Source organism: Paracoccus aminophilus JCM 7686, from assembly GCF_000444995.1.
Lineage (GTDB): Bacteria > Pseudomonadota > Alphaproteobacteria > Rhodobacterales > Rhodobacteraceae > Paracoccus > Paracoccus aminophilus.
The window spans coordinates 3,295,826-3,314,097 of sequence record NC_022041.1; the positions used below are offsets into that span (position 1 = coordinate 3,295,826).

The following is an 18,272-nucleotide window of genomic DNA, read 5'->3' on the forward strand; positions in this document are numbered from 1 at the left end:
CGGTCTGTGCGATTACCGGAACGGCATCGCGTACATCAGCCCTCCTTGGGTCCATTGCGCATTGAGCCCGCGCGCCAGCCCGATCGGGGTCTGCTCGCCAATGGTCGCCGCGAAGATCTCGCCGTAATTGCCATTGGCCTTGATCGCGCGCTTGGCCCATTCGGCATCCAGCCCGACCATTTTGCCGAGATCATCGGTCGTGCCGAGAATGCGTTGCACCTCGGGGTTGGTCGAAGATTTCGCAAGTTCGTCGATATTGGCCGAGGTGATGCCGTATTCCTCCGCCGCAATCAGCGCGTAAAGCGTCCAGCGCCCGATATCGGCCCAATTGTTGTCGCCATGGCGCACCAGCGGGCCGAGCGGCTCTTTCGAGATGATCTCGGGCAGGATGACGTGGTTTTCGGGATCGGCAAAAGCCGCGCGCAGCGAGGCCAGCCCCGAGGCGTCGGTTGTATAGGCGTCGCACGCACCCGCAAGATATTGTTGCTCACCCTCAGAGCTTGTATCAATATTGACCGGCTGATACTTGATGCTGTTGGCCTTGAAGTAATCGGCCAGATTCATCTCGGTCGTGGTGCCGGTCTGCACGCAGATCGTCGCGCCATCGAGCTCTTTGGCCGAGCTCACGCCCAGATCCTTGCGCACCATGAAACCCTGACCGTCGTAATAGTTGACGCCCAGAAAATCGAATTTCAGCTCGGTGTCGCGCTGGAAGGTCCAGGTGGTGTTGCGCGCCAGCACATCGACCTCGCCCGAGGCCAGCGCGGTAAAGCGGGTCTGGCCGGTCAGCGGCACGAATTTGACCTTGCTCTGATCGCCCAGAACCGCCGCGCCAAGCGCCTTGCAGAAAGCGATGTCAAAGCCCGACCAACTGCCGTTCGAATCCGGGGCGGCAAAGCCCACCAGCCCGGTATGGACGCCACAATTCAGGACGCCCCGCTGTTTGACTTCCTTCAGCGTATCGCCCTCGGCGGCAAATCCGGCACCGGCGACCAAGGCTGCGGCGGTCACAGTTCCTGTGAATAGCGTCTTTTTCATGAGTCCCCTCTCTGCTGCTGGGCCACGCCATGCGCGGACGGAGCATGTTCAAACCTCAACCGGCCATGTTCTGGCTCGACAAGCACAGATGCTCTTATGAGCAATAGTGCGCATAAGGTTTCTTAGGTCAAGGTTTTAGGCGAATTGGACTAGGGGCGGCTCAGATGCCAAAGCTGCTCGGCGACCTTCATCGCTTCGAGCCGTCCAAGCGCGGAAGCATCGGCCTCTTCGTCGCGGCCCCATTGCTCGGCCTGGAACTCTTCGTCGATGCGGGCCAGCGCATGGGCCTCGGCGGCGGTCAGGCGACCCTTGAGCACGGCCAGCCCCAGCACCAGCGAGCCCGGCAGAGTCACCAGATCATGAATTGCGGTCAGGCCAAAGACATCGAGCGCACCCAATTCATCGCGCAGATTGCGCAGCGCCGCCTCATCCTGCGCGATATGGATGATGCCTTGGGTGTACTTCAGCGGCGCCTCAAGGCTCTTGCCGGCCCAATCGAGCAGCGGATCCCAGTGTTCGGCCTGACGCGCGATCAGCCCAGCCGGCGCATCGGCGCGGTAAGACAGCAAATCCGAGCCGCCATAGGCGCCCAGCATATCGGCGACGGCATCGAATTGCGGCGCGACCTTTTCGATGGCGGAATTGGCGGCACGGGTCAGCGGCATGGTCTCGGGGCGGATCACCGCCTCTTGCGCGTCCCATTCTGCGGCAATGGCGCGCGCGAGCCGCTCTGTCGGGACGATCAGCGGGTGCTTGCCCGGCGTGCGCAGGGGCTTGTCGTCCAGAACCACGGTCCAGCCATCCCCTTCAGGACGGACGCCAGCCGCTTTCCAAAACCGTTTCGCCGCCCATTCAGCCATTGGCCCAATCCTCGATTGCTTCGGTGAGCGCCACATAATCGGGCGCAATCAGCGCCGCGCCAGAGCGGCGCAGCGCCTCGTCCGGGTGATAGCCCCAGCTGACGCCGAAACCGGTCACCCCGGCCGCCCGCGCCATATCCATGTCAAAGGTCGTATCCCCGATCATCACAGCATCTTGTTGCGTGACGCCCGTATCAGACAAAACCTTGTTGATCATCGAGGGATTCGGCTTGGAGGGATGGTCATCTGCCGTCTGGACCGACACAAAGATCCCGGTCCAGCCATGCTGCTCCATCATCGCGAGCAACCCGCGCCGCGATTTGCCGGTGGCGATGGCGAGCAGAATATCCTCGCGTGCGGCCAAGCGTCGCAGAGCGGCATCCGCGCCCGGATAGAGCGGCGCAGTCGTCTGCAACCGCTTTTGGAAAAACGCCTCGCGGTAGCCTGCGACGACCGCGTCCTGCACCTCTTGCGATTCCTGCGGGATCAGCTCTGCCACCGCGATCGGCAGCGACAGGCCCACGATCGAGAGCACCTCTTCGCGCGGCAATTCGGCAAGCCCGGCCTTGACCAATCCGCCATTCATCGCCGCGACAATCAGGCCCTGACTGTCGACGAGCGTGCCATCCACGTCGAAGATCACGGTTTTCATGACGGCTTACTCCTCGTCGGCGAAAGGATCTTCGGGAACGTCATTCGGGTTCCAGCCGAGCGACTTCCAGGTCCGCGCCATATGGTCGGGCAGAGGCGCGGTCACCGACATCATCTTCTTGGTGATCGGATGCTGGAAGGTGATCATGCGCGCATGAAGGTGCAGCTTGCGCGAGATATCCCCGCCCAGCTGCGCGCCCCAGCCATCGCCGAGGTTTTCCTGCCCCGAGCCGCCATATTTGCCGTCTCCGACGATCGGATGGCCGATCTCGGCCATATGGGCGCGCAGCTGATGGGTGCGCCCGGTGATCGGCGACAGCGCGACCCAGGAGGCGCGGCTTCCCAGCGCGTCGAGCACGGCGTAATCGCTATGCGCGCGCTTGGCGCCCTCGGTCTCCTGCACCTTCGAGGGATGGATGCAGATCATCTTCTCGCCCTCGCCCATGCGCCCGCGACCGGGCGCCTTCACCAGCCCGTATTTGATCGAACCCATGCGCGGATTGGGCACGCCTGCAACCACGGCCCAATAGATCTTCTTGGTGTTGCGGTGGCGAAAGCCTTCGGACAAGGCGCGGGCGACCCGGTCGGTGCGCGCCAAAAGCAGCACGCCCGAAGTGTCCTTGTCGAGCCGGTGCACCAGTTTGGGCCGCTCTTTATAGCCAAACATCAGCGCCGTGGTCAGCCCGTCGACGTGACGCTCGCCCTGACCGCTGCCGCCCTGCGAGGGCAGGCCCGCAGGCTTGTTCAGCGCGATGATATGCTCATCCTTCCAGATCACCGCCGCCTGAATCATCTCGGCGTCGGATTTACTGACGTGCTTGACGCGCGGCGCGCGCGGATCAATCGGCTCGGCCTCGGGCAAGGGCGGAATGCGGACCTCTTGCCCGGTCTCGATCCGGGTGTTGGCCTTGACCCGACCGCCATCGACGCGAAGCTGGCCGGTGCGGCACAGTTTCTCGATCATGATCTGGTTGAGCTGCGGGAATTTCTTCTTCAGCCAGCGGTCGAGGCGCTGATCGCCCTCATCCGCGCCGATGCGAATTGTCTGAACGCTCATGCGAACACTGTCCTTCCAAATGCCATTCCCGCGATGATCGCCACCAGTGAGGCCCCGACCGAAAGCGCAACATAGGTCACGGCAAGGCTGCCCTGACCGCGTTGCCACAGGGTCATCGTATCGAGCGAGAAGGCTGAAAATGTGGTAAAGCCGCCGAGGATCCCGGTCATGAGAAACGGCGCGAGATGCTGGCCGCCGCGCAGGGCCAGCAGCGTGACCACAAGCCCCATGAGGAATGACCCCGACACATTGATCAGAAGCGTCGCCAGCGGAAAGCCCGGCATCAGCCGGCCGACCGCGACATTGACCGCGTAGCGGGCGGTTGCGCCGAGCGCACCGCCAAGGGCCACTTGCAGGAATGTCAGTTTCATATGCGCTCCGATCCGCGCCGCTTCTGCCTGAGCCCCGCGAACCAGTCCACCCGCTTTTTCAGCTCGCGCTCGAATCCACGCTCGACCGGGGCGTAAAGGACGGGACGTTTCATGCCATCGGGGAAATAGTTCTGTCCCGAGAAGGCATCTTCGGCGTCATGGTCATAGGCATAGCCCGCGCCAAAACCCTGATCCTTCATCAGATCGGTCGGCGCGTTCAAGATATGGGCGGGCGGCATCTGGCTGCCCGAACGCCGCGCCAGATCGCGCGCGGCCTTATAGGCGACATAGCCCGCATTGGATTTCGGCGCGAGCGCGAGATAGATCACCGTTTGCGCCAAAGCGAGCTCGCCCTCGGGCGAGCCGATGCGCTCATAGGTCTCCCAGGCGTGGAGGGCATGGGTCTGGGCCTGCGGATCGGCAAGGCCAATATCCTCGACCGCCATGCGCACCAGACGCCGGGCGAGATAGCGCGGGTCCTCACCGCCCTCGAGCATGCGCGCGAACCAGTAAAGCGCGGCATCCGGGTCCGAGCCGCGCACCGATTTGTGCAAGGCCGAGATCAGATTGTAATGCTCATCCCCGGATTTGTCGTATTTCGCCGCCCGCCGCATCAGGCGCTTCGAAAGCTGCTCGGGATCGAGCTTGTCGGTGACCTTCCAGGACAAAACCTGCTCGATCAGATTGAGCGCGGCACGCCCGTCGCCATCGGCCATTTCCAGCAGCCGATCGCGCGCCTCTCCGGTCAGGGGCAGCGCCCGGCCGGTCTCCATCTCGGCGCGCTGCGCCAGACGTTCGAGATCCGCGAGGCTAAGCCGTTCGAGAATGACCACCTGCGCCCGCGAGAGCAAAGCCGCGTTCAGCTCGAAGCTGGGGTTCTCGGTGGTCGCGCCCACGAGGATGATCGTGCCATCCTCCATATAGGGCAGGAAACTGTCTTGCTGGGCCTTGTTGAAGCGATGGATCTCATCGACGAACAGCAGCGTGGACTGGCCCTGTTGATGGCGGATCTTCGCGGCCTCAAAGACCTTGCGCAGTTCGGCCACGCCCGAAAAGATCGCCGAGATCTGCACGAAGGCGCGGTCGGATTCCTGCGCGAGCAGCCGGGCAATCGTCGTCTTGCCGACGCCGGGCGGTCCCCAGAGGATCAGCGAGGACAGGCTGCCGGCCGCCAGCATCGCCCCAAGCGGGCCGTCGGCGCCAAGCAGCTTTTCCTGCCCGATGACATCGGACATCCGGGCCGGTCGGATGCGATCCGCCAGCGGTCTGGGCGCGGCGCGGCCGGGACGGTCCGCGGGTGGCGCAGTATCGAACAAATCAGCCATGCGGGCGGCATGTTACGCCGCCCGATGCTGTGGTGAAAGCCCCCCAGCACATGGGGCCCAGCTTCTTAGTGCATCTTCTGAGCAAGATTAATCGACACGCATTGGAAATAACCATCATCGATCCACATTTCGCGACCAATCGCCTGAGCTTCAAGTCCGGTGGGCAGCAACCAGCGCTCCCAGCTTGCCGCAACCAGAGCGACGAGTTTGGTCGCGCCAAGCGCACGGGCCGAGGCGCTCATTTCAGTGACGAGGTGGCGGTGGACATGGCGGCGTTTGGCCTGGGGCGTCGAGTGATCGACAAAGAGCCGGCTCGCCTCCCAGGTCCCGGCTTCAACCGGCGCATTCTCATAGAGAAGGTCTTGGGGAATCGAGCTGCCAAGAAGGCCCGCTTGAGCGTCCTTGATCATATAGGAATAGACACCGCAGCGGGCGGTGGTGGGGGTCAGGCGGACGCCCGCGTAGACCTGGCCGAGCTCATGGATTGCAACCCAGCGGCTCATCGGTGTGTCGTACTGGTCAAACTCCATTTCCTCGGTCTGAGGACGGTCCCAGTTCTTCTGGATAATGAAACTCTGTTTGCGCGCCCGGAACACATTGGCAAAAAGGTCGCCGTGATTGTGAAGGTTCGCGAAGGAAAGGGTGGTGGTCTGCATTTGCTATCTCCTGGGTGCTGGTATTGGCCCCAGGGCATATGCGGACGAACGGGCTTCGCCCTACAGGAGGCGGTAGTCCTTGGCCCTCTGCAGCGCCTCAGCCGTCGTGCGCGCCATCAGACGCTCACGCGCCGAGATCAGACGCGCCTTAAATGCGCTTTCGGTAATGCCAAGCTTAGCAGCCGCCGCTGCGTGACGATCCCCCTCCGCGATACACCGAAGGGCCTCTTGTTGAGCCTTGGTTAGGCTCTCCGGCGGCTCGGTAATATCGTGGAGCCGACGTAGCGTTGTCGAGATTATCTCAATCTCGTCATCCGTAAATTCCCGCTTGTTGTTGGTGAAACAAGCAATCGTCCGTGACTGCATCGGGCCATGGGACACGGCCAGCCCGTAAGTCAGCCCGTGGTCCGCAGCATCCTGAAGAATCGAAAATGGATCTGGAATTGGCAAAACGCTCCACCGGCAGGCGCCGGTCGTCGAAAAACCCCAAGCAATGGTCGGGTCCCGCAGCGCATAAGCCCGCTCAGAGTAGCGTAAAGACCACTCCTCCGGGTATGTCTGAAACTGCATCAGGGGAGCAGCAAAACGGATATGGAGCCCAATGAAATAGCCCGTGGGGGACAATTTCTTGAGTTTCTGAAGTGCTGCGTTGATTTCTGCGCGTGAGGACATGTCGCTTTAGACAGATTGATGCCTCCGGGATCGAAGGCTAATTGTGATAAGGGTAAGTCTATTCAGAATATTCTTAAGAAGTCTATAACTGTGGCCGAGGCCGCAGAAGGATGGGCAGGTCTATGACCTTTCTGCCCGATCCGGGAGGAAATGGCTACCAACATCGGACAGTTCACCTGTCTCTGGCGCCTATGTGACCACCAAAATCACTGATCGCAAGGGTTTGAGCCCCTTAAGCCATGAAAAAGGCCCCGGACGGGTGTCCGAGGCCTCTCTACTTTCGATTGCTTCACGCGGGAAGCGAATCACTCTTCGGTTGCATCGGCCTCGGCTTCGACGCGTGCGCGGTCAGCCGCACCTTTGGCCGAAGTGTCGCGATCGACGAATTCGATGATCGCCATCGGAGCCATGTCGCCATAGCGGAAGCCGGCTTTCAGGATACGGACATAGCCGCCCTGACGCTCTTTGTAACGCGGGCCCAGGATCTCGAACAGGCGAGCGACATACTGGTCTTGTTTCAGCTGCGAAGCAGCCTGACGACGGGCGTGCAGATCGCCGCGTTTGGCCAGCGTGATCAGCTTTTCGATGATCGGGCGAAGTTCTTTGGCTTTCGGCAGAGTCGTTTTGATCTGCTCGTGCTCGATGAGCGAGCCAGCCATGTTGGCGAACATCGCTTTGCGGTGTTCGTGAGTACGGTTCAGACGGCGGTAACCGCGAGCGTGACGCATGATAATCTCCTATAACGTCTTTTCTTTGTCCGGCAGCCCATGCGTGGCGGGCCGCTCTCCTTGGGGCGGAATGCCCAGATTTGGTGAGGCGGGGTATAACCCCGCCCCGCCGAATGTCAAACCAGCAGATTAGAACTGGTCGTCGAAACGCTTGGCCAGATCTTCGATGTTTTCCGGCGGCCAATCGACCACATCCATGCCGAGATGCAGGCCCATGCCCGAAAGCACTTCCTTGATCTCGTTCAGCGACTTGCGACCGAAGTTCGGAGTGCGGAGCATCTCGGCTTCGGTTTTCTGGATCAGGTCGCCAATATAAACGATATTGTCGTTCTTGAGGCAGTTTGCCGAACGCACCGACAGTTCCAGCTCGTCGACCTTCTTGAGAAGGCGCGGATCGAACTCGAGCCCGTCATCCGCATCCTTCTGGCTGGCCGATTCCGGCTCTTCGAAGTTCACGAAGACAGAAAGCTGGTCCTGGATGATGCGCGCGGCATAGGCCACGGCGTCTTCCGGGGTGAGCGAGCCGTCGGTTTCGACTTTCATCGTCAGCTTGTCATAGTCGAGAACCTGACCTTCGCGGGTCGGGGTGACTTCGTAGCTGACGCGCTTCACCGGCGAGAAGATCGCGTCGATCGGAATAAGCCCGATCGGGGCATCTTCCGGACGGTTCTTGTCGGCGGCGACATAGCCCTTGCCGTTCTGGACGGTCAGTTCCATGCGCACTTCTGCACCCTCGTCGAGGTGGCAGATGATGTGATCGCGGTTCAGGATGGTGATGCCAGCCGATTCCGAGATGTCACCAGCGCGGACTTCGCCCGGGCCTTTCGCGGTCAGCGTCAGACGCTTCGGCGTGTCGACATCCATCTTCAGCGTCACGCCCTTGAGGTTCAGGACGATATCCGTGACGTCTTCGCGGACGCCCGGAACCGACGAGAACTCGTGCAGGACATTGTCGATCTGAACCGAGGTGATCGCGGCGCCCTGCAGAGACGACAGCAGGACACGGCGCAGCGCGTTGCCAAGCGTCAGACCGAAACCGCGCTCGAGCGGCTCGGCGACGACCGTGGCGACGCGGCTAGCATCGGCACCAGGCTTGACGTCAAGCTGCGTCGGCTTGATCAACTCAGCCCAATTCTTATGGATCATGCGATTGCCTCCATACCAGTTTCCCACCCATGTCCAGTAGTGGGAAACGCCCGAGGTGAAATGCGGATAAGCGCCCCGCGCCAGAAGACGCGGGACGCCAAAGTTCAGATCGAATCAGACGCGGCGGCGCTTGGGCGGGCGGCAGCCGTTATGAGCGATCGGGCTCACGTCGCGGATCGCGGTGATGTTGAAGCCGACAGCGGCCAGCGCGCGGAGCGCCGATTCGCGGCCCGAGCCGGGGCCCTGGACTTCGACTTCCAGCGTGCGGACGCCATGTTCCTGAGCCTTACGGCCAGCGTCTTCAGCAGCCATCTGAGCAGCGTAAGGGGTCGATTTGCGCGAGCCCTTGAAGCCCATGGTGCCAGCCGACGACCAGGAGATCGCGTTGCCTTGCACGTCCGAGATCAGGATCTTGGTGTTGTTGAACGAGCTGTTCACATGCGCCACGCCCGTGGCGATGTTCTTGCGCTCTTTACGCTTAATGCGGGTTTTATCGCGTGCCATTGATCAGTGCCCCCTTACTTCTTCTTACCGGCGATCGGTTTCGCCGGGCCCTTGCGGGTGCGGGCGTTGGTGTGGGTGCGCTGGCCGCGAACCGGCAGGCCGCGACGGTGACGCAGACCGCGATACGAGCCCAGATCCATCATGCGTTTGATGTTCATCTGGGTTTCACGACGCAGGTCACCTTCGACGGTGAGGTTGGCATCGATGAATTCGCGGATTTTCAGAACTTCGTCATCCGAGAGTTCGTTCACGCGGCGGGTCGGCTCAATGCCGACAGCCTCGATGATCTGCGAGGCATACAGCGGACCGATGCCATGGATATAGGTCAGAGCGATGGGGACGCGTTTCCCCGTCGGAATGTTGACGCCAGCAATACGAGCCACGCGTTTTCCTTTTCAGTGTTGCGGATCCGTTATACCGGAACCTTTTTTCACAACCAAAGACCCGAAAGCTGTGCCTTCGGGCCCTTAACCGGCCACCCACAGAGTGTGGATGATTCTCAAGCGAGATGCTGCGGGGTAAAGGATTCCGACACAGGCGTCAAGCCTGCACCGATTCCTTGCCCAAAGCTCCGTCGATCTGACGGGCAACCTCTTCGATCTCGGCCAGGCCATCGACCGTGCGCAGCAGGTCCTTGGCATAGTAATAACCGATCAGCGGCGAGGTCTTTTTGTAATATTCGAGGAGCCGCGTTTTCAGGCTTTCCTCATTGTCGTCGGCGCGGCGGCGCAGGTCATGCGAGCCGCAGACATCGCAAACACCCGCCACTTTCGTCGGCTTGGTCGTGTCGTGATAGACCTCGCCGCAATTGCCGCAGGTGAAGCGGCCGGTGATGCGGGCGACAAGCGCCTCGTCATCGACACGCATCTCGATCGCGGCGTCGATTTTCTGGCCCATATTGCGCAGCAGCTCGCCCAAGGCATCGGCCTGAGGCAGCGTCCGCGGGAAGCCGTCGAAAATGAATCCGGCGGCATCCGAGGTTTCCAGCTTTTCGCGGATCAGGCCAATGACGATCTCATCCGTAACAAGCTGGCCCTTGTCCATGACTTCGGCCACGCGCTTGCCCATCTCGGTGCCAGAGCTTTTCGCGGCTCGCAGCATGTCGCCGGTCGAAAGCTGGACCAGACCCCGGCCCTCTTCCAGACGGCGCGCCTGCGTGCCTTTGCCAGCGCCCGGAGGGCCGAGAAGGATGATGTTGATCGTCATATGTCCGTGTCCCTCTTTCTTAATCGTTTAACGCCGAGCCGGAGCTTTCTTCGGCCGGGCTTCCCCCGCCTTGCGCTTGCCGCGCAGCTGCGACTTCTCGATCAGGCCCTCATATTGATGCGCGAGCAGATGGCTCTGCACCTGGTTGATCGTGTCCATAACTACGCTGACAACGATCAGAACCGAAGTTCCACCAAAGTAGAAGGGGATCGAGAGCTGGTGACGGATGATCTCGGGCAGAAGGCAGACGAGCGCCAGATAGGCCGAGCCCAGAACCAGCACGCGGTTCACGACGTAATTCAGGTAATCCTCGGTGCGTTTGCCCGGACGGATCCCCGGAATATAGCCGCCCTGATTCTTCAGGTTATCGGCGACATCCTCGGTCTTGAACGCGACGTTGTGGGTGTAGAAATAGGTGAAGAACACGATCATCGCCGCGAAGAACACCATGTAGAGCGGCTGACCCGGACCGAAATAGGCAAGGATCGTCGACATGACCGGGCCGGTCTGATTGCCCGAGAAGGTCGAGAGCGTAATCGGCAGCAGCAGCAGCGAGCTCGAGAAGATCGCCGGGATCACGCCTGCCGGGTTAACCTTGATCGGCAGGTGCGAGGACTGGCCGTCATAGATCTTCATGCCGACCTGGCGCCGCGGATATTGGATGTGGATCTTGCGCAGCGCGCGCTCCATGAAGACCACGAAGCCGATGATCGCGACGACCATGACGATCACGCCCAGAACCACCGGGGTCGAGATCGCGCCCGAACGGCCTTGCGCAAAGAACTGCGCCATATGGCCCGGAATCTCTGCAACGATGCCGACGAAGATGATCAGCGAGATGCCGTTGCCGATGCCGCGTGCGGTGATCTGCTCACCCAGCCACATCAGGAACATCGTGCCGCCAACCAGCGTGATGATGACCGAAGCGCGGAAGAAGAGCCCGGTCTCATGGGCAAGGCCGCCATGCTCAAGGCTAACCGCAAGGCCATAGGCCTGGAAGAAGGCCAGCAGCACGGTCGCATAGCGCGTGTATTGGTTGATCTTCTTGCGGCCCTGCTCGCCCTCTTTCTTCATCTGCTCGAGCATTGGCACCATCGAGGCCAGAAGCTGAACGATGATCGAGGCCGAGATATAGGGCATGATGCCAAGCGCGAAGACGCCCATCCGGCCAAGCGCGCCGCCGGTGAACATCGAGAGCATGCCCCCGATCCCCGATTGCGCCTGATCCATGAAGTTGCGCAGAGCAGCGCCGTCGATCCCGGGCACCGGGATATAGGTGCCAAGGCGGTAGATGATCAGCAAGCCGATGGTGAACCAGATTCGCTGACGAAGTTCTGTAGCCTTGCCGAACGTCCCCCAAGAGAAGTTCGCGGCCATCTGTTCTGCGGCTGACGCCATTTCTTGCCCCATTCATGGCTGCGCCGCCGGAGGGTTTCCCCATCCCGCGGCGCATGGAAAACTAAAAGCTATCTATGGGGCCGCGGTGCCCCAATCAACAGCTTATTCGGCGGCAGCTTCTTCCGCTTTCACCGGGCGGGTCACGGTGACCTTGCCGCCAGCTTTCTCGACCGCTTCGACAGCAGCCTGCGAGGCGCCGGCAACGGTCAGATTCAGCGAGGCTTTCAGCTCACCTTTCGCCAGCAGGCGAACGCCGTCGAGCTTGCGGCGGATGACGCCCGAAGCAACCAGCGCGTCCTCGGTCACGTCAGCTTTGACGTCGAGTTTACCGGCATCGATGAAGGCTTGCAGCTGGCCCAGGTTCACAACGGCGAACGACAGGCGATTCGGCTTCGAGAAGCCGCGCTTGGGCAGACGACGGTAGAGCGGCATTTGGCCGCCTTCGTAACCGTTCAGCGCAACGCCCGAACGCGAGGTCTGACCTTTGATACCACGGCCAGCGGTTTTACCCTTGCCCGAGCCCGGACCACGAGCAACGCGCTTTTTCTTGCGGTTGGCGCCGTCGTTGTCGCGAATTTCATGAAGTTTCATATCGCTTCTCCTTGCCGGAATCGTCCCTGAAGCGAAGAGGACGGACACGGCTTGCTTAAAACTGGTTTGATTGTTCGCAATGAACAAGCGATGCCTTTACCCGCACAATCGTCTATGGTCAAGGGAAAGCGGGGAATGGCAGCACCTGCTTGATAGCTAGCTTGCCAACTCCCGCTAAAGATGATCGCATTTTAGAAAGCTCATTTCAGGTCAGCAATCATGCGCCGTGCCAGTTTTTCCCGATTCTATCCGGTGACCGCACGGCTCGTGAGGCAATGGCCGCTGCGCCGCCGCCCTGCTCCTCAGCTCAGCGAAGTGATCTGCCCGGCCGAAACCAGCCTTTACCCCAGCGTGTTCACCGAACCCGATATCTGGTCGCAAATCATTGCGGTGCAAGAGGAAACCACGATCGAGCAGGAAAAGCTTCGTCTGACCGGTGGCACGCGTCATCATCAGATGACCGAAAGGCGGACGCTGCGCCACGCTCTGGCGACACCGCAGGGCATTTTCACCTTGGGGGCGAGTTGGCTGCGGTCGGGCTGGCCCGAGCGGGGGTTGCTTTTTGGCCGCAATATCCCGCGAATGTCCAAAGGATTTTATGCACTTTCGCCGATCTCATCGCGGTATTTCGGTCATTGGGTTCCCGACGCGCTCTCTGTCGCCGCGCTGTGCCGCCCCGACGAAGCGCTCTATCTGCCAAAGCCCCCTGCCGATTGGCAGCATGCGGCCTCTTATGGCACCTTGGCGGGGCTCAGCTTTGCCAAAGCGCCGGTGATCTATTTCGACGAGCTGAGCTTTGCCTCGGATATTGGCCTGAACTCGCACCGCCAAAACCGGATGCGCGCGCTGCAAACCCGGTTTCGGGCAGGCCGTCCGGCCACGCCCCATCCCGGCGTCTTCATCTGCCGCGGGACCTCGGGCAAAAGCCGGTTGCTGCTCAATGAAAGCGCCCTTGTCGCGGCTTTAGAGCAGCGCGGCTATGCGATCTGCTCGGTCTCTGACCCGCTTGAGCGGATCCTCGACCTCTGTGCGGGGGCCCGCGTCGTCGTGACGATCGAGGGCAGCCAATGGATTCACGGGCTTTTTGGCGCGGCTCCGGGCGCGCTGATTGCCACGATCAACCCCGCGGACCGCTTCAACAATGTCATCGCCGATCTCGCACCGATTTTCGGCCATCGCATCGCCACCATGGTCGCGGCCCCGGATGGCGAGGGCTATCAGGTCGATATCCCGCGTCTTTTGGCGCTGATCGAGCGCGCCCGCACCGAGATGGAGCGCACGCCCCAACCTCAGCCAAGCGTTTCCGAACCCGTGATTGCGGCTCCTCAACCCGACGAAGCGGCGGCGAGCCCGCGGCCAGATCCGCTCCGCTCTCTCTTCGTGCTCTGACGCCCAGCCGGCGCTCAGAACTCGAACCAGCTTCCAAGCTTCACTGCACCTTCGCCCCGACCGCTCACCGGCAGGACCACGCCAAGCTCGGCTTTGGCCGGTCCCGGCAGGTCATAGACCAGCGCGCTCGCCCAATTGACCGCGCGCCCCTGATCCCGACGGTCCTCAAACCGAAGCTGATTGATCCAATCGATGCGCGACGCGACCTTCCAGCCAAGCGTAAGCTGCGCTTTGCTGGTCGTTTCGGGCGTGAGATAGGCAAAGGCGCCTGCCCCGCTCGCGAGATCATCTTGCGGCGCCTGACCCGCGAACTTCAGCTCGGCTTCGGCGGTAAACCAACCGCCGCCCGGCAGGTGGCGCAGTAGCGGCAGATCACCGAGCCCGCGCCCCCAGCTCGCACCAAGCGTCGCAAGCGGCGCGACATGCCCCTCGCGGCGAAACGCGCCAAGCCCGGTATAGACCGCCCAATGATCCACCCCGCGCGTAAAGGCCTTCTGCAGCCAGACCGTCGCGCTCAGCTCTTGCTTCGAGCGGCCAAGCTGAAACCCAAGCGTGCGCGCGCGGCTTAACCCATATTCCGCATAGAGATTGACAGAACCGTCGCCGTCCCGGGTTCGCTCGCCCGAGAGCGCGACAAAGCTCTCGGCCTCGGCGCGCGCCCAAGGACCGGCCGACGCCCCTGTAGGCGCCGTCAGCAGCACGATCAGCAGCCAGAGCTTGCGCATCGCCTCCTCCAGGCGTCAGGGACGGCATGGCGCAAGCCTAGTCAGATCTGGTTAGCGAAAGATTAACGCGCGCCCGAGACCCGCCCCAAACGAAAACGCCCCGCTTTCGGCGGGGCGTTTCCAAACTGACGAACCGAAAGGTCTCAGTTCTTTTCTTCGATGATGACGGCCAGATGCGGGATCTTGGCGACCATACCGCGGACGGCCGGGGTATCTTCCAGCTCGCGGGTGCGGTTCATCTTGTTCAGGCCAAGGCCTTTCAGCGTTTCGCGCTGGATGGCCGGGCGACGGATCGGCGAGCCGATCTGTTTGACGACGATGGTTTTAGCCATAGTGCCTCTCCTTACGCTTCGACAGCGGCTTCAGCAGCCGGCTTGTCGTGGGACGGGAGGATGTCGGCGACTTTCTTGCCACGACGCTGAGCGACGTTGCGCGGCGACGATTCCGACTTCAGACCGTCCAGGGTGGCGCGGATCATGTTGTAGGGGTTCTGCGAGCCGAGCGATTTCGCAACGACGTCCTGAACACCCAGCATCTCGAACACAGCGCGCATCGGACCACCGGCGATGATACCGGTACCGGCCGGGGCGGTGCGCATCACGACTTTACCAGCGCCATGACGGCCCTCGACATCGTGGTGCAGCGTGCGGCCATCGCGCAGCGGAACGCGCATCAGGTTGCGTTTCGCTTGCTCGGTTGCCTTGCGGATCGCCTCGGGCACTTCTTTCGCTTTACCCTTGCCGAAGCCGACGCGGCCACGCTGGTCGCCGACAACCACGAGAGCGGCGAAGCCGAAGCGCTTACCACCTTTGACGGTTTTCGAGACGCGGTTGATCGCGACCAAACGATCGGCGAATTCCGGAGTCTCTTCGCGCTCTTCGCGGCGACCCCGACGGTTTTCACGTTCTGCCATAAGGCATTCCTTCTACGCTGGCGCGAGTGACGCGCCGTTAACTCCAATCCAGGTGGGCGCCCGATAGCTCGGACAGCCCCCGGATCATCGGGGTGACACGGATGCCACCCGCAGGATCAGAACTTCAGACCGCCTTCACGGGCAGCATCAGCCAAGGCCTTGACCTTGCCGTGGAAAAGGAAGCCGCCACGGTCGAAGATCACTTCTTCCACACCGGCTTTTTTCGCACGTTCTGCAATCGCTGCGCCGATTTTGGCGGCAGCTTCGACGTTGTTCTTGCCGACGACGCCGAGATCTTTCTCGAGCGACGAGGCCGAAGCAAGCGTTACGCCCTTCGCATCGTCGATCAGCTGAACGCTGATGTTCTTCGACGAACGATGAACGGACAGACGCGGACGACCGTCGTTGATCGCACGCAATTTGTTCCGAACGCGCAGGCGGCGCTTGAGGAACAGCTCTCTTTTGTTCAGTGCCATTTTTGCGCCCCTTACTTCTTCTTGCCTTCCTTACGGAAGACGACCTCACCCTTGTAGCGGATGCCTTTGCCTTTATAGGGCTCGGGCTTGCGCCACTCGCGGATGTTCGCAGCCACCTGACCAACGATTTGCTGGTCGATGCCTTCGATGACGATTTCGGTCTGTTTAGGAGCCGTGATCGTCACACCCTCGGGGGTTTCGAAGTTCACATCATGCGAATAGCCCAGAGCGAGCTTCAGGGTCTTGCCCTGCATCGAGGCGCGGTAACCAACGCCCTGAATTTCAAGCTCTTTCTTGAAGCCTTCGCTGACGCCGACGGTCAAATTCTCGACCATCGAGCGGGTCATGCCCCACTGCTGACGGGCGCGCTTCGAGAGACCACGGGGGGTCACTTTCACAGCACCTTCGTCAATCGACAGGGTCACATCGTCACCAGCCGTGAAGCTGCGGGTCCCTTTCGGGCCCTTCACTTCGATCGTCTGGCCTTTGATTTCTGCGGTCACGCCTTTCGGGAGGGCGACCGGTTTTTTACCAATCCGAGACATAAGTCTTCCCTCCTTAGAACACGGTGCAGAGAACTTCGCCGCCAACATTGGCGTTGCGAGCCGCTGCATCCGTCATGACGCCTTTCGGCGTGGACACGATCGAAATGCCAAGGCCGTTGCGGACCTGCGGAATTTCTTTGACCGAAGCGTAGACGCGACGACCGGGCTTCGACACGCGAGCAAGCTCACGGATCACGGCCTGGCCTTCATAATACTTCAGGCCGATTTCCAGTTCAGGATGCCCGGACTCGGTCGTCACGGAATCATAACCACGGATGTAGCCTTCAGACTTGAGCACATCGAGCACCCAAGCGCGAAGCTTGGACGCGGGCGTGCGGACGGTCGATTTGCCCCGCATCTGCGCGTTGCGGATGCGGGTCAGCATATCGCCGAGAGGATCGTTCATCGACATAAGTTGCCCCTTACCAGCTCGATTTGACCATGCCGGGGATCTGACCGAACGAGCCGAGCTCGCGCAGCATGATCCGCGACAGTTTCAGTTTACGGTAATACGCATGCGGACGACCGGTCAGTTGGCACCGGTTGTGCAGACGCGTTGCCGAAGAGTTGCGCGGCAGTTCAGCCAGTTTCAGGCTGGCCTTGAAGCGCTCTTCCATCGGCAGGGACTGGTCGTGAATGATCTCGTTCAGATTCGCGCGCTTTTCAGCGTGCTTCTTCACCAAACGCTCGCGCTTTTTCTCGCGCTCGATCATGGATTTTTTAGCCATATCTTTTACCTCCGCGATCAGCTGTTGAAGGGCATGTTGAAATGCTTCAACAGCGCTTTCGCTTCCGCGTCGGTCTTCGCGGTGGTGCAGATGATGATGTCCATGCCCAGAACTTCGTCGACCTTGTCGAAGTTGATTTCCGGGAACACGATCTGTTCTTTCAGGCCCATGGCATAGTTGCCACGACCGTCAAAGGACGTGCCTTTCACGCCGCGGAAGTCGCGGACGCGGGGCAGTGCGATGTTGATCAGACGATCGAGGAATTCATACATGCGGTCGCCACGAAGGGTAACCTTCGCACCGAGCGGCATTTCCTCGCGGACGCGGAAGCCTGCGATCGACTTTTTCGCATGCGTGATGACAGCTTTCTGACCAGCGATCAGCGATAGCTCTTCAGCGCCCTGTTTCACTTTTTTGGTGTCTTTGACCGCTTCACCGATACCCATGTTCAGGACGATTTTGTCCAGCTTGGGGATCTGCATGTCGTTTTTGTAGCCGAATTCTTCTTTCAGCGCAGCGCGGATCGAATCCTTGAACTGCTGCTTCAGACGCGGCGTGTAGGTGGCTTGGTCCAGCATCAGATCGCCTCCCCAGTGGTCTTGGCGAAACGGATCTTCTGGTCGCCTTCCACACGGAAGCCAACGCGGGTCGCTTTGCCGTTTTTGTCCATCAGAGCCAGATTCGACAGGTCGATCGGCATCGCTTTCGAGATGCGGCCGCCCTGGGTCGTCTGGGTTTGACGCTGGTGACGGATGGCGATGTTGACGCCATCGACGACCGCTTTGTTCTCTTTCGGGAACACGGCGGTGATTTCACCTTGCTTGCCTTTGTCCTTGCCGGCCAGCACGACGACCTTGTCGCCCTTTTTCAGCTTGGCAGCCATTACAGCACCTCCGGCGCGAGCGAGATGATCTTCATGAAGTTCTTCGCGCGCAGCTCACGAACCACCGGCCCGAAGATACGGGTACCGACCGGCTCGCCCTGGTTGTTCAGGATGACAGCGGCGTTGCGGTCAAAACGGATCGACGTCCCGTCTTCACGCTTCACTTCTTTGGCGGTGCGAACGACGACAGCCTTGCGGACGTCACCTTTCTTCACACGACCCTTCGGAATCGCCTCCTTGACCGACACCACGATGATGTCGCCCACGGATGCGTAGCGGCGATGCGAGCCGCCCAGAACCTTGATGCACTGAACCCGGCGAGCGCCGGAGTTGTCAGCAACATCCAGATTGGTCTGCATCTGGATCATAGGGTTACTCCCGACCTATGGGGACGGACGACTTTCCGCCCC

General features: G+C 61.0%; 26 protein-coding genes. 1 reads left to right on the forward strand and 25 read right to left on the reverse strand.

Translation table 11 applies throughout. The annotated features are described in order from the left end of the window. Nucleotides 1-12: 12 nt before the first annotated feature. The 15 genes from JCM7686_RS16065 to rplO all read right to left on the reverse strand — a co-directional run bounded on the left by JCM7686_RS16065 (nt 13) and on the right by rplO (nt 12,203). Nucleotides 13-1,038: an amino acid ABC transporter substrate-binding protein gene (locus JCM7686_RS16065; protein WP_020951848.1), complete on the reverse strand. Its 1,026-nt coding sequence runs from the start codon at nt 1,036-1,038 to the stop codon at nt 13-15. Nucleotides 1,039-1,187: 149 nt separating this feature from the next. Next, nucleotides 1,188-1,898, reverse strand: coding sequence for an ATP12 family chaperone protein (locus JCM7686_RS16070; RefSeq protein WP_020951849.1), 711 nt, complete (start codon nt 1,896-1,898; stop codon nt 1,188-1,190). Continuing rightward, nucleotides 1,891-2,550, reverse strand: a complete 660-nt coding sequence (locus JCM7686_RS16075) for an HAD-IA family hydrolase (RefSeq protein ID WP_020951850.1) — start codon at nt 2,548-2,550, stop codon at nt 1,891-1,893. The genes JCM7686_RS16070 and JCM7686_RS16075 overlap by 8 nt, the downstream gene beginning before the upstream one ends. Before the next feature lie 6 nt (nt 2,551-2,556). Beyond that, nucleotides 2,557-3,606 carry an RluA family pseudouridine synthase gene (locus JCM7686_RS16080; RefSeq protein WP_020951851.1) on the reverse strand — a complete coding sequence of 350 codons (1,050 nt, stop codon included), beginning with the start codon at nt 3,604-3,606 and terminating at the stop codon, nt 2,557-2,559. Further along, the gene (crcB, locus tag JCM7686_RS16085; RefSeq protein ID WP_020951852.1) at nt 3,603-3,977 is read right to left on the reverse strand and encodes a fluoride efflux transporter CrcB; all 375 of its coding nucleotides are present in this window, start codon (nt 3,975-3,977) and stop codon (nt 3,603-3,605) included. The genes JCM7686_RS16080 and crcB overlap by 4 nt, the downstream gene beginning before the upstream one ends. After that, nucleotides 3,974-5,302: a replication-associated recombination protein A gene (locus tag JCM7686_RS16090; RefSeq protein ID WP_020951853.1), complete on the reverse strand. Its 1,329-nt coding sequence runs from the start codon at nt 5,300-5,302 to the stop codon at nt 3,974-3,976. The genes crcB and JCM7686_RS16090 overlap by 4 nt, the downstream gene beginning before the upstream one ends. A gap of 65 nt (nt 5,303-5,367) precedes the next feature. Next, the gene (locus JCM7686_RS16095) at nt 5,368-5,958 is read right to left on the reverse strand and encodes an acyl-homoserine-lactone synthase (protein ID WP_020951854.1); all 591 of its coding nucleotides are present in this window, start codon (nt 5,956-5,958) and stop codon (nt 5,368-5,370) included. 60 nt (nt 5,959-6,018) lie between these two features. After that, complete coding sequence (locus JCM7686_RS16100) at nt 6,019-6,630, reverse strand: autoinducer binding domain-containing protein (protein ID WP_020951855.1); 612 nt, start codon at nt 6,628-6,630, stop codon at nt 6,019-6,021. 305 nt (nt 6,631-6,935) lie between these two features. Beyond that, nucleotides 6,936-7,358 (reverse strand): 50S ribosomal protein L17, encoded by a 423-nt coding sequence (gene rplQ / locus JCM7686_RS16105; protein WP_020951856.1) that lies wholly within the window; start codon nt 7,356-7,358, stop codon nt 6,936-6,938. Between the two features lie 129 nt (nt 7,359-7,487). Next, the gene (locus JCM7686_RS16110; protein WP_020951857.1) at nt 7,488-8,504 is read right to left on the reverse strand and encodes a DNA-directed RNA polymerase subunit alpha; all 1,017 of its coding nucleotides are present in this window, start codon (nt 8,502-8,504) and stop codon (nt 7,488-7,490) included. 114 nt (nt 8,505-8,618) lie between these two features. Further along, complete coding sequence (rpsK, locus tag JCM7686_RS16115) at nt 8,619-9,008, reverse strand: 30S ribosomal protein S11 (protein ID WP_020951858.1); 390 nt, start codon at nt 9,006-9,008, stop codon at nt 8,619-8,621. Between the two features lie 14 nt (nt 9,009-9,022). Then, a complete protein-coding gene (rpsM, locus tag JCM7686_RS16120) occupies nt 9,023-9,391 on the reverse strand; it encodes a 30S ribosomal protein S13 (RefSeq protein ID WP_020951859.1) in 369 nt (122 codons plus the stop codon). Between the two features lie 157 nt (nt 9,392-9,548). Then, a complete protein-coding gene (locus JCM7686_RS16125) occupies nt 9,549-10,214 on the reverse strand; it encodes an adenylate kinase (RefSeq protein ID WP_020951860.1) in 666 nt (221 codons plus the stop codon). A gap of 27 nt (nt 10,215-10,241) precedes the next feature. Further along, nucleotides 10,242-11,612, reverse strand: a complete 1,371-nt coding sequence (gene secY / locus JCM7686_RS16130) for a preprotein translocase subunit SecY (RefSeq protein ID WP_020951861.1) — start codon at nt 11,610-11,612, stop codon at nt 10,242-10,244. A gap of 102 nt (nt 11,613-11,714) precedes the next feature. Further along, nucleotides 11,715-12,203: a 50S ribosomal protein L15 gene (gene rplO, locus JCM7686_RS16135; RefSeq protein ID WP_020951862.1), complete on the reverse strand. Its 489-nt coding sequence runs from the start codon at nt 12,201-12,203 to the stop codon at nt 11,715-11,717. Nucleotides 12,204-12,422: 219 nt separating this feature from the next. Between rplO and JCM7686_RS16140 the strand changes: the two genes are divergently transcribed. Beyond that, a complete protein-coding gene (locus JCM7686_RS16140) occupies nt 12,423-13,592 on the forward strand; it encodes a glycosyltransferase 61 family protein (RefSeq protein ID WP_020951863.1) in 1,170 nt (389 codons plus the stop codon). Between the two features lie 14 nt (nt 13,593-13,606). Here JCM7686_RS16140 and JCM7686_RS16145 read toward each other — a convergent pair whose 3' ends face one another. From JCM7686_RS16145 to rplN, 10 genes are all read right to left on the reverse strand, one after another. Continuing rightward, complete coding sequence (locus JCM7686_RS16145; RefSeq protein WP_020951864.1) at nt 13,607-14,317, reverse strand: hypothetical protein; 711 nt, start codon at nt 14,315-14,317, stop codon at nt 13,607-13,609. A gap of 143 nt (nt 14,318-14,460) precedes the next feature. Continuing rightward, complete coding sequence (rpmD, locus tag JCM7686_RS16150) at nt 14,461-14,649, reverse strand: 50S ribosomal protein L30 (protein ID WP_020951865.1); 189 nt, start codon at nt 14,647-14,649, stop codon at nt 14,461-14,463. 11 nt (nt 14,650-14,660) lie between these two features. Next, nucleotides 14,661-15,230: a 30S ribosomal protein S5 gene (rpsE, locus tag JCM7686_RS16155; protein ID WP_020951866.1), complete on the reverse strand. Its 570-nt coding sequence runs from the start codon at nt 15,228-15,230 to the stop codon at nt 14,661-14,663. A gap of 116 nt (nt 15,231-15,346) precedes the next feature. Then, nucleotides 15,347-15,706: a 50S ribosomal protein L18 gene (gene rplR / locus JCM7686_RS16160; RefSeq protein WP_020951867.1), complete on the reverse strand. Its 360-nt coding sequence runs from the start codon at nt 15,704-15,706 to the stop codon at nt 15,347-15,349. A gap of 11 nt (nt 15,707-15,717) precedes the next feature. Continuing rightward, nucleotides 15,718-16,251, reverse strand: coding sequence for a 50S ribosomal protein L6 (gene rplF, locus JCM7686_RS16165; protein WP_020951868.1), 534 nt, complete (start codon nt 16,249-16,251; stop codon nt 15,718-15,720). 13 nt (nt 16,252-16,264) lie between these two features. Continuing rightward, on the reverse strand, nt 16,265-16,663 hold the full coding sequence (gene rpsH / locus JCM7686_RS16170) for a 30S ribosomal protein S8 (RefSeq protein ID WP_020951869.1): 399 nt from the start codon (nt 16,661-16,663) through the stop codon (nt 16,265-16,267). Nucleotides 16,664-16,673: 10 nt separating this feature from the next. Further along, nucleotides 16,674-16,979, reverse strand: coding sequence for a 30S ribosomal protein S14 (rpsN, locus tag JCM7686_RS16175; RefSeq protein ID WP_020951870.1), 306 nt, complete (start codon nt 16,977-16,979; stop codon nt 16,674-16,676). A 17-nt stretch (nt 16,980-16,996) separates the two neighbouring features. Further along, nucleotides 16,997-17,557 (reverse strand): 50S ribosomal protein L5, encoded by a 561-nt coding sequence (rplE, locus tag JCM7686_RS16180; protein ID WP_020951871.1) that lies wholly within the window; start codon nt 17,555-17,557, stop codon nt 16,997-16,999. Beyond that, the gene (gene rplX / locus JCM7686_RS16185; RefSeq protein WP_020951872.1) at nt 17,557-17,862 is read right to left on the reverse strand and encodes a 50S ribosomal protein L24; all 306 of its coding nucleotides are present in this window, start codon (nt 17,860-17,862) and stop codon (nt 17,557-17,559) included. Before rplX ends, rplE begins: the two co-directional genes overlap by 1 nt. Beyond that, nucleotides 17,862-18,230 (reverse strand): 50S ribosomal protein L14, encoded by a 369-nt coding sequence (gene rplN / locus JCM7686_RS16190; protein WP_020951873.1) that lies wholly within the window; start codon nt 18,228-18,230, stop codon nt 17,862-17,864. Before rplN ends, rplX begins: the two co-directional genes overlap by 1 nt. Nucleotides 18,231-18,272: the final 42 nt, after the last annotated feature.

Bases quoted from the DNA above. Each gene is read 5' to 3' on its own strand.
- JCM7686_RS16065 (WP_020951848.1), bottom strand. From the start codon at position 1,038: ATGAAAAAGACGCTATTCACAGGAACTGTGACCGCCGCAGCCTTGGTC.
- JCM7686_RS16070 (WP_020951849.1), bottom strand. From the start codon at position 1,898: ATGGCTGAATGGGCGGCGAAACGGTTTTGGAAAGCGGCTGGCGTCCGT.
- JCM7686_RS16075 (WP_020951850.1), bottom strand. From the start codon at position 2,550: ATGAAAACCGTGATCTTCGACGTGGATGGCACGCTCGTCGACAGTCAG.
- JCM7686_RS16080 (WP_020951851.1), bottom strand. From the start codon at position 3,606: ATGAGCGTTCAGACAATTCGCATCGGCGCGGATGAGGGCGATCAGCGC.
- crcB (WP_020951852.1), bottom strand. From the start codon at position 3,977: ATGAAACTGACATTCCTGCAAGTGGCCCTTGGCGGTGCGCTCGGCGCA.
- JCM7686_RS16090 (WP_020951853.1), bottom strand. From the start codon at position 5,302: ATGGCTGATTTGTTCGATACTGCGCCACCCGCGGACCGTCCCGGCCGC.
- JCM7686_RS16095 (WP_020951854.1), bottom strand. From the start codon at position 5,958: ATGCAGACCACCACCCTTTCCTTCGCGAACCTTCACAATCACGGCGAC.
- JCM7686_RS16100 (WP_020951855.1), bottom strand. From the start codon at position 6,630: ATGTCCTCACGCGCAGAAATCAACGCAGCACTTCAGAAACTCAAGAAA.
- rplQ (WP_020951856.1), bottom strand. From the start codon at position 7,358: ATGCGTCACGCTCGCGGTTACCGCCGTCTGAACCGTACTCACGAACAC.
- JCM7686_RS16110 (WP_020951857.1), bottom strand. From the start codon at position 8,504: ATGATCCATAAGAATTGGGCTGAGTTGATCAAGCCGACGCAGCTTGAC.
- rpsK (WP_020951858.1), bottom strand. From the start codon at position 9,008: ATGGCACGCGATAAAACCCGCATTAAGCGTAAAGAGCGCAAGAACATC.
- JCM7686_RS16125 (WP_020951860.1), bottom strand. From the start codon at position 10,214: ATGACGATCAACATCATCCTTCTCGGCCCTCCGGGCGCTGGCAAAGGC.
- secY (WP_020951861.1), bottom strand. From the start codon at position 11,612: ATGGCGTCAGCCGCAGAACAGATGGCCGCGAACTTCTCTTGGGGGACG.
- rplO (WP_020951862.1), bottom strand. From the start codon at position 12,203: ATGAAACTTCATGAAATTCGCGACAACGACGGCGCCAACCGCAAGAAA.
- JCM7686_RS16140 (WP_020951863.1), top strand. From the start codon at position 12,423: ATGCGCCGTGCCAGTTTTTCCCGATTCTATCCGGTGACCGCACGGCTC.
- JCM7686_RS16145 (WP_020951864.1), bottom strand. From the start codon at position 14,317: ATGCGCAAGCTCTGGCTGCTGATCGTGCTGCTGACGGCGCCTACAGGG.
- rpmD (WP_020951865.1), bottom strand. From the start codon at position 14,649: ATGGCTAAAACCATCGTCGTCAAACAGATCGGCTCGCCGATCCGTCGC.
- rpsE (WP_020951866.1), bottom strand. From the start codon at position 15,230: ATGGCAGAACGTGAAAACCGTCGGGGTCGCCGCGAAGAGCGCGAAGAG.
- rplR (WP_020951867.1), bottom strand. From the start codon at position 15,706: ATGGCACTGAACAAAAGAGAGCTGTTCCTCAAGCGCCGCCTGCGCGTT.
- rplF (WP_020951868.1), bottom strand. From the start codon at position 16,251: ATGTCTCGGATTGGTAAAAAACCGGTCGCCCTCCCGAAAGGCGTGACC.
- rpsH (WP_020951869.1), bottom strand. From the start codon at position 16,663: ATGTCGATGAACGATCCTCTCGGCGATATGCTGACCCGCATCCGCAAC.
- rpsN (WP_020951870.1), bottom strand. From the start codon at position 16,979: ATGGCTAAAAAATCCATGATCGAGCGCGAGAAAAAGCGCGAGCGTTTG.
- rplE (WP_020951871.1), bottom strand. From the start codon at position 17,557: ATGCTGGACCAAGCCACCTACACGCCGCGTCTGAAGCAGCAGTTCAAG.
- rplX (WP_020951872.1), bottom strand. From the start codon at position 17,862: ATGGCTGCCAAGCTGAAAAAGGGCGACAAGGTCGTCGTGCTGGCCGGC.
- rplN (WP_020951873.1), bottom strand. From the start codon at position 18,230: ATGATCCAGATGCAGACCAATCTGGATGTTGCTGACAACTCCGGCGCT.